General features: G+C 32.9%; 11 protein-coding genes and 1 rRNA gene. 10 read left to right on the top strand and 2 right to left on the bottom strand.

Going from position 1 to position 13920, the window contains the following annotated elements:
* The first annotated feature begins 131 nt into the window (after positions 1–131).
* Positions 132–246: ribosomal RNA gene (gene rrf, locus ACO6VN_RS14885) — 5S ribosomal RNA — on the top strand.
* Between the two features lie 199 nt (positions 247–445).
* Here rrf and ACO6VN_RS14890 read toward each other — a convergent pair.
* Complete coding sequence (locus tag ACO6VN_RS14890) at positions 446–1816, bottom strand: PLP-dependent aminotransferase family protein (RefSeq protein ID WP_019835672.1); 1371 nt, start codon at positions 1814–1816, stop codon at positions 446–448.
* A 95-nt stretch (positions 1817–1911) separates the two neighbouring features.
* Between ACO6VN_RS14890 and pdxS the strand changes: the two genes are divergently transcribed.
* The gene (gene pdxS, locus ACO6VN_RS14895) at positions 1912–2799 is read left to right on the top strand and encodes a pyridoxal 5'-phosphate synthase lyase subunit PdxS (RefSeq protein WP_019835673.1); all 888 of its coding nucleotides are present in this window, start codon (positions 1912–1914) and stop codon (positions 2797–2799) included.
* Positions 2800–2802: 3 nt separating this feature from the next.
* On the top strand, positions 2803–3357 hold the full coding sequence (pdxT, locus tag ACO6VN_RS14900) for a pyridoxal 5'-phosphate synthase glutaminase subunit PdxT (RefSeq protein ID WP_017175299.1): 555 nt from the start codon (positions 2803–2805) through the stop codon (positions 3355–3357).
* Between the two features lie 37 nt (positions 3358–3394).
* Here the strand turns inward: pdxT and ACO6VN_RS14905 are convergent, their stop codons facing one another.
* Positions 3395–4609 carry a NupC/NupG family nucleoside CNT transporter gene (locus ACO6VN_RS14905; RefSeq protein WP_017175300.1) on the bottom strand — a complete coding sequence of 405 codons (1215 nt, stop codon included), beginning with the start codon at positions 4607–4609 and terminating at the stop codon, positions 3395–3397.
* Positions 4610–4762: 153 nt separating this feature from the next.
* Here ACO6VN_RS14905 and ACO6VN_RS14910 point away from each other — a divergent pair, with 153 nt between their 5' ends.
* The 7 genes from ACO6VN_RS14910 (at position 4763) to gltX (ending at position 13641) form a co-directional block, all read left to right on the top strand.
* A complete protein-coding gene (locus tag ACO6VN_RS14910) occupies positions 4763–5224 on the top strand; it encodes a CtsR family transcriptional regulator (protein ID WP_002449017.1) in 462 nt (153 codons plus the stop codon).
* A gap of 31 nt (positions 5225–5255) precedes the next feature.
* On the top strand, positions 5256–5819 hold the full coding sequence (locus ACO6VN_RS14915; RefSeq protein ID WP_019835674.1) for a UvrB/UvrC motif-containing protein: 564 nt from the start codon (positions 5256–5258) through the stop codon (positions 5817–5819).
* Positions 5812–6819, top strand: coding sequence for a protein arginine kinase (locus ACO6VN_RS14920; RefSeq protein WP_019835675.1), 1008 nt, complete (start codon positions 5812–5814; stop codon positions 6817–6819). Before ACO6VN_RS14915 ends, ACO6VN_RS14920 begins: the two co-directional genes overlap by 8 nt.
* A gap of 15 nt (positions 6820–6834) precedes the next feature.
* A complete protein-coding gene (locus ACO6VN_RS14925; RefSeq protein WP_017175303.1) occupies positions 6835–9306 on the top strand; it encodes an ATP-dependent Clp protease ATP-binding subunit in 2472 nt (823 codons plus the stop codon).
* 133 nt (positions 9307–9439) lie between these two features.
* Positions 9440–10813, top strand: a complete 1374-nt coding sequence (gene radA, locus ACO6VN_RS14930; RefSeq protein WP_017175304.1) for a DNA repair protein RadA — start codon at positions 9440–9442, stop codon at positions 10811–10813.
* A gap of 22 nt (positions 10814–10835) precedes the next feature.
* The gene (locus tag ACO6VN_RS14935) at positions 10836–11909 is read left to right on the top strand and encodes a PIN/TRAM domain-containing protein (RefSeq protein ID WP_019835676.1); all 1074 of its coding nucleotides are present in this window, start codon (positions 10836–10838) and stop codon (positions 11907–11909) included.
* Between the two features lie 277 nt (positions 11910–12186).
* Positions 12187–13641: a glutamate--tRNA ligase gene (gene gltX, locus ACO6VN_RS14940; protein WP_049415694.1), complete on the top strand. Its 1455-nt coding sequence runs from the start codon at positions 12187–12189 to the stop codon at positions 13639–13641.
* Positions 13642–13920 lie beyond the last annotated feature (279 nt).

Raw genomic sequence — 13920 nt, forward strand, 5'->3', positions numbered from 1 at the left:
TTCGAGGTGGAAGCGTGGTGACACGTGGAGCTGACGAATACTAATCGATCGAAGACTTAATCAATTTTTTCAAGTTTTGCGACGCAAATCTTTACTTACTATCTAGTTTTGAATGTATAATCATTCATTTGTCTGGTGACAATGGCAAGGAGGTCACACCTGTTCCCATGCCGAACATAGAAGTTAAGCTCCTTAGCGCCGATGGTAGTTGGACTGACGTTCCGCTAGAGTAGGACGTTGCCAGGCAAATCATTGTATGGATGCGATGAGCTGATATTGAGACCGTGAGGTCTCTTTTTTTATTTTAAAATATATATCTATATATAACTAATTAAAAGATGACTAAATGAATATACACTATGAATTGTTAGCATAGTGACTTTCTTAAAAAAGTCCACGTTCAATGACTACCAATTCAAAATGAGTCAGAACTTATTTCTTCTATTTAAACAGTAAGTGCTTTAATAAGCGCATTAACATGCTTCTCTAACTTTTCTTCTGGGATACCTCCAAAGCCAATTAAGAAGGTAGGAGGTTGTGCTTTTTTGTTGCTATAAGGATAAGGCGTTAATTTAAGATTGCATTTTTTCGTTCTTTTTATGCATTCATTTAATGTTAAATTATTTTTAACTACAAGTGTGAAGTGCATTCCTGTTAGTGCGCCTTCAATTTTCAATTGTCCTTTATATGGTGTTAGTTTTTCTAAAATAAAAGTTAATTTATTTTTATATATTCTTCTCATTTTATTAAGATGACGTTCAAAGCTACCAGTTGCCATAAATTGTGCTACCATATGTTGTAGATGTACAGGCACAGTATTGCTTTCAACATATTTCATCTCTCGGAATAATTTTAGCAGTTTATTTGGTAAGACAATGTATGCCATACGACAACTTGGATAAAGCGATTTCGAAAATGTACTAATATATATTACTTTTTGTTTTTTATCTAAATTCTGTAATGCTGGAATAGGTTTTCCGAAATATCTAAATTCTGAATCATAATCATCTTCAATAATATATCGTTCTTTCTTTTGTTGTGCCCATTTTATAAGTTGTGTGCGCTTCTTTAAACTCATCACATATCCTGTTGGAAATTGATGAGATGGTGTGATATATAAAATATCATTATTTTTTTGGAAGACTTCATCGATATTAATTCCATCTTTTTCTACTCTAGCTTGTGTATAACTTATTCTATGCTTATCCAGTACATGTTTAATTGGTGGATAACTAGGTTGTTCTATAATAAATGATGAATCTTTTAATAAATCAGTGACCATATTTAATAATTGTTCAGTTGAAGAGCCAATTATGATTTGATCTGGATGACAAGATACTCCTCTACTATTAAATAAATAATGAGAAATTTGCTGTCTTAAGTTAAATTCTCCCTGAACGCTTCCTTTACTCAAAAGGGCAAGTTGCTCTTCTTCAAATACTTCTTTAGCATATCTTTTAAATAAATGGTTAGGAAAATGTTCAGCATCAATTTCAGCTAAATTGAATTGATACTGATACGTATTTTTCTGTGTAGTCTTATCAGTTTCTAATATATCACTTATTTCAGGGTAACTATTTGTTACTGGCAATGATTGAATTTCTGAAACATAATAACCTGAACGTGGTTTTGAGTATATAAATCCTTCATCTAAAAGTAACTGATAGGCATGCTCAATTGTAGTATGACTAAGTGATAAATGTTGACTCAACTGTCTTTTAGATGGAAATTTATCGTTTGATTCATATACACCTTCAATAATTTGTTTTTTTAGCTTTTCATATAAAGAAATATATAATGATTTTTTCTTCGTCACAAATCTGACCCCTAATTTTTTATTAAAATTGTACCTTTTTAAACATCAGTTTATATTTTAAAATGGATTTAATCAATTGAAAAGGGGTTTTATAAATGTCTAAAATTGTAGGATCTGAAAGAGTTAAACGCGGTATGGCTGAAATGCAAAAAGGCGGCGTCATTATGGATGTTGTGAATGCTGAACAAGCTAGAATCGCAGAGGAAGCTGGAGCAGTAGCAGTTATGGCCTTAGAACGCGTACCATCTGATATTAGAGCAGCTGGTGGTGTAGCACGTAGTGCCAATCCTAAAATTGTTGAAGAAGTAATGAATGCTGTTTCAATTCCAGTAATGGCTAAAGCACGTATTGGTCATATTACAGAAGCACGTGTATTAGAAGCTATGGGTGTAGACTATATTGATGAATCTGAAGTTCTTACTCCTGCAGATGAAGAATTTCATTTAAGAAAAGATCAATTTACTGTACCATTTGTTTGTGGTTGCCGTAATTTAGGTGAAGCAGCACGACGTATTGGCGAAGGTGCAGCGATGTTACGTACTAAAGGAGAACCTGGAACAGGTAATATTGTAGAAGCTGTACGTCACATGAGAAAAGTTAATTCTGAGGTTAGTCGTCTAACTGTAATGAATGACGATGAAATTATGACTTATGCCAAAGAATTAGGTGCACCATATAATGTATTAAAACAAATTAAAGAAGAAGGTCGTTTACCAGTAGTAAACTTTGCAGCGGGTGGTGTAGCAACACCTCAAGATGCTGCCTTAATGATGGAATTAGGTGCTGATGGGGTATTTGTGGGTTCAGGTATTTTTAAATCTGAAGCTCCAGAAAAATTTGCAAAAGCTATTGTTCAAGCTACAACTCATTATCAAGATTATGAATTAATTGGAAAATTAGCATCTGAATTAGGAACTGCAATGAAAGGTTTAGATATAAATAAAATCTCATTAGAAGAACGTATGCAAGAGCGTGGTTGGTAATTTATGAAGATTGGTGTATTAGCGTTACAAGGTGCAGTACGTGAACATATTCGTCACATTGAATTAAGTGGTCACGAAGGTATAGCAGTTAAGAAAGTTGAACAATTAGATGAAATTGATGGTCTTATTCTCCCTGGTGGTGAATCTACAACTTTAAGAAGACTTATGGATTTATATGGCTTTAAAGAAAAATTACAACAATCTGATTTACCAATGTTTGGAACTTGCGCAGGTCTTATTGTGCTTGCAAAAGATGTAGAAGGTGAGACAGGATATCTAAAAAAATTAGATATTACTGTTGCGCGTAATTCCTTTGGTAGACAAGTAGATAGTTTTGAAGCTGAGTTAGATGTTAAAGGTATTGCAAAAGATATAGAAGGTGTCTTTATAAGAGCACCACATATTGTTAGTGTAGAAAATAATGTAGAAATATTAAGTTCTATTAGTGATAAAATAGTAGCTGTTAAGCAAGGGAAATACCTAGGTGTGTCTTTCCATCCAGAATTAACAGATGATTATCGTATAACTCAGTATTTTATTGAACATATAGTTAAATAAAAAAAAGCTTGAGATTAAAGTCTCAAGCTTTTTCTTATTAAATGAAGAATCCAGCGATAGCAGCTGAAATAAATGATACAAGTGTTGCACCGAATAATAACTTAATACCAAAACGTGCTACGACATCACCTTTTTCAGAGTTAAGTGATTTAATCGCACCAGAAATGATACCAATAGAACTAAAGTTAGCAAATGAAACTAGAAATACAGACGTAATACCTTTTGCATGTTCAGAAATACCCTTCAAGCTTCCAAGTGATTGCATAGCAACAAATTCATTAGATAATAATTTTGTTGCCATCACAGAACCTGATTTAACTGCATCCTGCCAAGGAACACCTGCTAAGAAAGCAAATGGCGCAAACACAAAACCAATTAACGTTTGGAAATCCCATTTGATTGCTCCGCCAGAAATTAAACTAAAAATACCACTTACAAGGCCATTTAATAAAGCAATGATTGCAATGTAGCCAATTAACATTGCACCAACGATAACTGCTACTTTGAAACCATCTAAAATATATTCACCTAACATTTCAAAAAATGATTGTTTTTTAGTTTCTGATTCATCCACTAGCAATTTATCATCTTCTTCATTAACTGTATAAGGGTTAATAATAGAAGCAATAATGAAGCCACCAAATAAGTTTAATACAACCGCTGTAACAACGTATTTAGGTTCAATCAATGTAAAATATGCACCGATAATAGATGCAGATACAGTAGACATTGCAGAAGCAGTTAAAGTATATAAACGTTGTTTAGGTATATATGGTAATTGTTGTTTTAATGAAATAAATACTTCAGATTGGCCAAGAATCGCAGCTGCTACTGCATTATATGATTCTAAACGCCCCATACCATTAATTTTAGAGATTAAGAACCCTAACACATTAATAATCCATGGAAGAATTCTAGTATATTGTAAAATACCAATTAATGCCGAAATAAATACGATTGGTAATAAGACACTAAAGAAGAATGGTGGATTTTTTGGATCTACAAATTTAAATCCTCCAAAAACAAAATTAACCCCTTCAGCAGCTTTTTGTAACAAATAGTTAAATCCATTTGAAATACCACCAATAATTGTAATACCAGCAGTCGTTTTCAAAAGAATAAATGCGAATATAAGTTGAATAATTAATAATAATCCAACATAATGCCAACGAACATTCTTTTTATCTGAACTAAATAAAAATGCCAGCGCTAAAAAGACAATAATCCCAATGATCCCAATAAGAATATGCATAATTCTACTCCTTTAAAATTCTCTTTATCTTATATAATACAATAAAATAATAGAAGTAACATTAATATTTTTAAATAAAAAAACAAATTGGTTGAAAAAGGTCAAAGTTGGTCATATAATATAGTCAAAGAAGGTCAAAAGGGGTGGTAAATCATGCACAACATGTCTGACATCATAGAACAATACATTAAACAATTATTTGAAGAAAGTAATGAAGATATGGTAGAAATTCAAAGAGCTAATATTGCTCAACGTTTCGATTGTGTGCCTTCTCAACTCAACTATGTTATTAAAACGAGATTTACAAATGAACATGGTTATGAAATAGAAAGTAAACGTGGTGGAGGAGGATATATCCGAATCACGAAAATTGAAAATAAAGATGCAACGGGTTATATTAATCATCTATTGCAATTAATTGGTCCTTCTATATCTCAACAGCAAGCATATTATATAATTGATGGTTTGTTAGATAAAGGATTAATTAGTGATAGAGAAGCAAGAATGATTCAAGTGATTATTGATCGTGAAACACTATCAATGGATGTTGTTTCTAGAGATATTATTAGAGCAAATATTCTCAAACGATTATTACCTATCATTAATTACTATTAATAAATAATAAAGAAATGCGAGGTGTCTATGTGTGCTTTGCGAAAATTGTCATTTAAATGAAGCAGAGGTTAAACTCACAGTAAAAAGTAAAGATGGTACCTCTGAAAAGTGGGTGTGTTCAGAATGTGCGCAAGGAGAGCAACCTTGGAATCAACAAGAACATGCTGCGTCACATTCAGAGTTTCAAGATGATATTGAAGAAGCCTTTGTAGTCAAACAAATCTTACAACATTTAGCAACTAAACACGGATTAAATTTTCATGAAGTAGCATTTCAAGAAGAAAAACGATGTCCTACATGTAATATGACATTGAAAGATATAGCTCATGTAGGTAAATTTGGATGTGCAAATTGCTATGCAGTATTTAAAGAGGATATTGTTGATATTGTAAGACGAGTACAAGGTGGACAATTTGAACATGTAGGCAAGATGCCTCGTTCTTCACATCATAAACTGGCAATAAAAAAACAAATTGAAGAAAAAACGAATTACTTAAATATATTAATTGAAAAGCAAAAATTTGAAGAAGCAGCTATCATTAGAGATGAAATTAAAGCCTTGAAACATGAAAGCGAGATGGAGCATGATGAATGATATGGATGCACATATTAGTGAATGGATGAAAGAAACAGATGAATCTCCCATTGTAATGTCTTCGCGTATTCGTTTAGCACGTAATTTAGAAAATCATGTTCATCCTTTAATGTTTCCATCTGAACAAGCAGGTTTTAGAGTAATCAATGAAGTGCAAGATGCACTACCTAATTTATCTTTAATGCGTTTAGATACCATGGACCAACAAAGTAAGATGAAGTTAGTGGCTAAACATCTCATTAGTAAAGAATTGATTAAACAACCAGCTTCAGCGGTGTTATTAAATGACGATGAATCTTTAAGTATTATGATTAATGAAGAAGATCATATACGAATTCAAGCAATGGGTAATGATTTATCTCTGACAGATTTATATCAAAAGGCTTCAGACATTGATGATATTCTTGATGAACAATTAGAAATTAGTTTCGATGAAGATTTAGGTTATTTAACTACTTGTCCTACAAATATTGGGACTGGAATGCGAGCAAGTGTGATGCTTCATTTACCTGGATTATCTATAATGAAACGTATGAATCGTATTGCACAAACAATTAATCGTTTTGGATTTACGATTCGAGGTATATATGGAGAGGGTTCACAAGTTTATGGTCATATTTATCAAATTTCAAATCAACTTACATTAGGTAAGACAGAAGAAGATATTATTGACCAGCTGACAGAAGTAGTTCAACAAATTATTAATGAAGAAATGCAAATTCGTGAACGTTTAACACAATATAGTGAATTAGAAACGCTTGACCGTATTTATCGTTCGTTAGGAATATTACAAAATAGCCGTATGATATCAATGGAAGAAGCGTCATATAGATTAAGTGAAATTAAGTTAGGCATAGATTTAGGATATTTAAATTTAAGTAACTTTAAGTTTAATGAATTAATGGTAAGTATCCAATCTGCGTTTTTATATAATGATGAAGATGAAAACGTATCTGTAAATGAAAAACGGGCAAATATATTAAGAAAACATACAAATTAGGAGGTTGTAAACGATATGTTATTTGGTAGATTAACTGAACGCGCACAACGTGTATTAGCACATGCACAAGAAGAAGCAATTCGTTTAAATCATTCGAACATTGGTACTGAGCACTTACTACTTGGATTAATGAAAGAACCAGAAGGTATTGCTGCTAAAGTACTTGAAAGTTTTAATATTACTGAAGATAAAGTTATTGAAGAAGTTGAAAAATTAATCGGTCATGGTCAAGAACATTCTGGTACGTTGCACTATACACCAAGAGCTAAAAAAGTCATTGAACTATCAATGGATGAGGCAAGAAAATTGCATCATAATTTTGTAGGTACAGAACATATTTTATTAGGTTTAATTCGTGAAAATGAAGGAGTAGCAGCACGTGTATTTGCTAACTTAGATTTGAATATTACAAAAGCACGTGCACAAGTAGTGAAAGCATTAGGTAGTCCTGAAATGAATACTAAAAATGCAACTGCAAATAAATCAAACAACACTCCTACATTGGATGGACTAGCACGAGACTTAACAGTTATTGCTAAAGACGGTACGTTAGATCCAGTTGTGGGTAGAGATAAAGAAATTACACGTGTTATTGAAGTATTAAGTCGTAGAACTAAAAATAACCCTGTACTTATTGGTGAACCAGGTGTAGGTAAAACAGCCATTGCTGAAGGTCTTGCACAAGCTATTGTAAATAATGAAGTGCCAGAAACGCTAAAAAATAAACGTGTAATGTCACTAGATATGGGAACAGTCGTGGCAGGTACTAAATATCGTGGTGAATTCGAAGAACGTTTGAAAAAAGTCATGGATGAAATCCATCATGCAGGTAATGTCATTTTATTCATTGATGAATTGCATACACTAGTTGGTGCTGGTGGCGCAGAAGGTGCAATTGATGCATCTAATATTTTAAAACCAGCGTTAGCGCGTGGTGAATTACAATGTATTGGTGCAACAACATTAGATGAATATCGTAAAAACATCGAAAAAGATGCTGCATTAGAACGTCGTTTCCAACCTATTCAAGTTGATGAACCTTCTGTAGAAGATACTGTTGCTATTCTAAAAGGTTTACGTGATCGCTACGAAGCTCATCATCGTATTAATATTTCTGATGAAGCACTGGAAGCGGCTGCTAAATTAAGTAACCGTTATGTATCTGATCGTTTCCTACCAGATAAAGCAATTGATTTGATTGACGAAGCAAGTTCAAAAGTGAGACTAAAAAGTCACACAACTCCAAATAATTTAAAAGAGATTGAACAAGAAATTGAAAAAGTTAAAAATGAAAAAGATGCTGCCGTCCATGCACAAGAATTTGAAAATGCAGCTAACTTAAGAGATAAACAATCAAAACTTGAAAAACAATATGAAGATGCTAAAAATGAATGGAAGACATCTCAAGGTGGACAATCAACGTCATTATCTAAAGAAGATATTGCTGAAGTTATTGCAGGATGGACAGGTATTCCATTAACTAGAATTAATGAAACAGAGTCAGATCGTTTGCTTAATTTAGAAGAAACATTACATGATCGAGTAATTGGACAAAACGATGCTGTAACTTCTATTAGTAAAGCAGTTCGTCGTGCACGTGCAGGCCTAAAAGACCCTAAACGTCCAATCGGTAGTTTCATTTTCTTAGGACCAACTGGTGTAGGTAAAACAGAACTTGCACGTGCATTAGCTGAATCAATGTTTGGTGAAGAAGACGCAATGATACGTGTTGATATGAGTGAATTTATGGAGAAACATGCTGTGAGTCGTTTAGTTGGAGCGCCTCCAGGTTATGTAGGCCATGATGATGGTGGTCAATTAACTGAAAAAGTTAGACGTAAGCCATATTCTGTTATCCTATTTGATGAAATTGAAAAAGCGCATCCAGATGTGTTTAATATCTTATTACAAGTACTTGATGATGGACATCTAACTGATACAAAAGGGCGTCAAGTTGATTTCCGTAATACTGTTATTATTATGACATCAAATGTAGGAGCACAAGAACTACAAGATCAACGTTTCGCTGGATTCGGTGGTGCATCTGAAGGACAAGATTATGAAACAATTCGTAGAACTATGATGAAAGAACTTAAAAATTCATTCCGTCCTGAGTTCTTAAACCGTGTAGATGATATTATTGTTTTCCATAAATTAACAAAAGATGAACTTAAAGAAATTGTGACTATGATGGTAAATAAATTAACAAAACGTTTATCAGAACAAGATATTAATATTGTAGTTACTGATAAAGCTAAAGAAAAAATTGCCGAAGAAGGATATGATCCAGAATACGGTGCTCGTCCATTAATTAGAGCAATTCAAAAAACAGTTGAAGATAATTTAAGTGAATTGATACTTGATGGTAATCAAATTGAAGGAAAAGAAGTCACAATTGATCATGATGGTAATGAATTCAAATATGATATCCATGATAAACAAGAAAATAATATAGAAGATACAAAAGAACCAGCAACAGAAGAATAAAAAGAGCTTAAATTCAGAGTCTAGGAGTCATTAAATCCTAGACTCTTCTTTTCATTTATATATATATTTAAATTTGTCATTATAACTGGATACATATAAAATAGATATGTTCAAAAAAATCGGAGGTGCAGTTTTGGCCAAGAAAAAAGTAATTTTCGAATGTATGGCTTGTGGATATCAGTCTCCTAAATGGATGGGAAAATGTCCGAATTGTGGTGCTTGGAATCAAATGGAGGAAATTATTGAAAAGACTTCCAATCCAAAGCATGGCGTAAAAGCAAAAGAGACACAAGCAAAAGTACAGAAATTAAATAGTATTAAGCATGAGGCAACACCGAGAGTTCAAACGGACTCTAAAGAATTTAATCGTGTACTTGGTGGTGGAATTGTTAGTGGATCACTCGTACTGATTGGCGGCGACCCGGGTATTGGGAAATCTACATTATTATTACAGATTTGTGCATCGTTATCACAGAAACTTAATGTACTTTATATCACGGGTGAAGAATCACTAAATCAAACGAAATTGCGTGCAGATCGTCTAGAGGAAGACTCTAGTAATTTAAATGTACTAGCTGAAACAGATTTAGAAGTTATTCATCAAACCGTGGAACAAGAGCGCCCAGACATACTTGTTGTCGATTCAATTCAAACGATTTATCATCCTGAGATTAGTTCAGCACCTGGCTCAGTATCACAAGTTCGAGAAAGTACACAAAGTTTAATGAATATTGCAAAACAAATGAATATCGCAACTTTTATAGTAGGTCACGTAACAAAAGAAGGGCAAATTGCTGGTCCAAGACTATTAGAACATATGGTAGATACAGTTTTATACTTCGAAGGTGATGAACACCATGCTTATCGAATTCTAAGAGCAGTTAAAAATCGTTTTGGTTCAACAAATGAAATGGGTATTTTTGAAATGAAACAAAGTGGTTTGAAAGGGGTACAAAACCCTTCAGAAATGTTTTTAGAAGAACGCTCTACAAATGTTCCAGGATCAACAATTGTGGCTACTATGGAAGGCACACGACCACTATTGATTGAGGTGCAATCTCTAGTAACACCTACTACATTTAATAATCCAAGACGAATGGCCACAGGCATCGACCACAATCGACTTAGCTTACTTATGGCTGTTTTAGAGAAAAAAGAAAATTATCTTTTACAACAACAAGATGCTTACATTAAAGTAGCGGGTGGAGTGAGACTTACTGAACCGGCTGTAGATTTAAGTATTATTGTAGCGACTGCTTCAAGTTTTAAAGATAAAGCCGTAGATGGTTTGGATTGTTATATTGGTGAAGTGGGATTAACTGGTGAGGTAAGACGAGTATCGCGTATCGAGCAACGTGTACAAGAAGCGGCAAAACTAGGATTTAAGAGAGTGATTATTCCCCAAACGAATATAGGTGGATGGACATTCCCAGAAGGTGTTCAGGTCGTTGGTGTGACAACGGTACATGATGCCTTAACATATGCGTTTAGTAATCGCTCATCATAGGCATTTAAAGGGGTGATAACGTATGAAGGTATTAAAAGGAATTATTATTATAATCTACATCATTCTTGGTGCATCATTTGGAATCATGTTAATTCCAGAAATTTTAAATGATTTAGGTATGAACAACCATCCCATTTATACTAATCATTATGTTGATGGTTTCATAGGGATGATTGTATTCTTTCTAATATTTGGTTTATTTATTAATAAAGTAACACGATTACTTAAAGAAGCTGAAATGTGGATTATGCAACGTAGTGCAGTTGAAATTTTGTTTGCTACACTAGGATTAGTCGTTGGTTTATTTATTTCAGTAATGGCTTCATTTATTTTAGAAATGATAGGAAATTCTATATTAAATCACCTTGTGCCTATTATTATTACATTATTATTATGTTATTTAGGATTCCAGTTTGGTTTAAAAAAGCGTGATGAAATGCTTATGTTTTTGCCAGAAAATATAGCGCGTTCAATGTCTAAAAATAATATCAGCGCCATACCTAAACTGTTAGATACAAGTGCAATTATTGATGGAAGAATTTTAGATATTATTAAATGCGGATTTATAGATGGAGAAATTCTTATTCCTCAAGGAGTTATAAATGAATTACAAGTAGTTGCAGATGCTAGTGATAGTATCAAACGTGAAAAAGGACAACGTGGATTAGATATTTTAAATCAACTTTATGATTTAGACTATCCAACCCGTGTGATTCACCCTCAAAAATCTCATAGTGATATTGACAAACTGTTAGTTGAATTAGCTCAAGTTTATCATGCTCATGTCATTACAACCGATTTCAACTTGAATAAGGTATGTCATGTTCAAGGGATTACTGCATTAAATGTTAATGATTTGTCAGAAGCAATTAAACCCAATGTTCATCAAGGTGACCGACTTAATATTTTATTAACTAAAATGGGTAAAGAACCTGGCCAAGGGGTAGGATATCTAGATGATGGAACAATGGTAGTTGTAGATCATGCCAAATCTCTTATAGGTAAACAGGTTGAATTAGAAGTCATTAGTTTATTACAAACATCATCTGGTCGTATTATATTTGCTAAGACTATAGAGGAGTCCTTAAGTGAATAGAGAAAAAGGTTTCATGTGAAACGTAGTCATTTATAAATTATTGTATAACATTTTTCGCTATGAGATATTGATGCGTAACGTAACAACAACAGCAATAGACTTATCAAACCAGCCAATTAATGCTACAATAATAAGGAAATGCGAAGTTGATCTAAGTATAGATTAGAAGTTAAAGTTATTCAAAAACGATTCTTTAAAGATTGTTTGGGATAACTTTTTTCTAATGAAAGAAATCATTCGCTATAAAGAATGAATAACAAAATTAGGAGTGAAACGAATGAGTGAACGCGTAAGAGTAAGATATGCGCCAAGTCCAACTGGATATTTACACATCGGAAATGCAAGAACTGCATTATTTAATTATTTATTTGCTAAACATTATGATGGAGATTTTGTAGTACGTATTGAAGATACAGATAGTAAAAGAAATCTTGAAGATGGAGAATCTTCACAATTTGATAACTTAAAATGGTTAGGCTTAGATTGGGATGAATCTATCGATAAAGACAAAGGTCATGGTCCTTATCGTCAGTCTGAACGTGCAGACATCTATAATCCACTTATTCAACAATTATTAGATGAAGATAAAGCATACAAATGTTACATGACTGAAGAAGAATTAGAAGAAGAACGTGAAGCTCAAATTGCTCGTGGAGAAATGCCTCGATATGGCGGTAAACATGCACATCTAACTGAAGAACAACGTCAACAATTTGAAGCTGAAGGACGCAAACCCGCTATTCGTTTCCGTGTTCCAAAAGATAAAACATATACATTTGATGATATGGTTAAAGGAGAAATTTCTTTTGACTCTAATAATATTGGAGATTGGGTTATCGTGAAAAAAGATGGCGTCCCTACGTATAATTTCGCGGTAGCAGTAGATGATCACTATATGGAAATTTCTGATGTTATTCGTGGAGATGATCATGTATCAAATACACCTAAGCAATTAATGATTTATGAAGCATTTGGTTGGGAATCACCACGTTTTGCGCATATGTCATTAATTGTAAATGAACAACGTAAAAAATTAAGTAAACGAGATGGCCAAATTTTACAATTTATCGAGCAATATCGTGATTTAGGTTATTTACCTGAAGCGTTATTCAATTTTATTGCTTTACTAGGTTGGTCTCCTGAAGGTGAAGATGAGATCTTTTCTAAAGAAGAATTCATTAAGATTTTTGATGAACAACGTCTTTCTAAATCTCCAGCAATGTTTGATAGACAAAAATTAGCTTGGGTTAACAACCAATATATGAAAACAAAAGATACAGAAACAGTATTTGAGCTTGCTTTACCACACTTGATCAAAGCAAATTTAATTCCTGAAAATCCAAGTGAAGAAGATAAAGAATGGGGACGCAAATTAATTGGTCTTTATCAAAAAGAAATGAGTTATGCAGGAGAAATTGTTCCGTTATCAGAAATGTTCTTCCATGATATGCCTGAATTAGGTGAAGAAGAACAAGAGGTATTAAATGGCGAACAAGTTCCTGAATTAATGTCTCATTTATATGGTAAATTAGAAGCGCTTGAACCATTTGAAGCTGCTGAAATTAAAAAAACGATTAAAGAAGTACAAAAAGAAACGGGTATTAAAGGTAAACAATTATTTATGCCTATTCGTGTAGCAGTGACTGGTCAAATGCATGGTCCTGAATTACCGAATACAATTGAAGTATTAGGAAAAGAAAAAGTACTATCTCGTTTAAAAAAATATGTTTAAAACAATGTTAATATAATAAGTCAGACACACATGTTTAAACTTGAAATTTTATAAAAAACTTCTTATGATAAAATTAAACATATGTTAGTTAAAGGATTAGTAAATATACGATAATGTTGTTAGAGAGTATGCGGTTGCTGTGAGCATATCATTATCTATATCGAATGCACCTTTGAATGTTCAATTAAATATAGAAATGAGTATGATAAGGTAGACTAGTATGTTCATCAACTTACTTTATCTAAAATGAAGAGTGGAACCGTGCAATAGCGCCTCTAG

Origin of the sequence: Mammaliicoccus sp. JADD-157 (genome assembly GCF_049310805.1) — a bacterium.
Taxonomy (GTDB): Bacteria; Bacillota; Bacilli; order Staphylococcales; family Staphylococcaceae; genus Mammaliicoccus; species Mammaliicoccus lentus.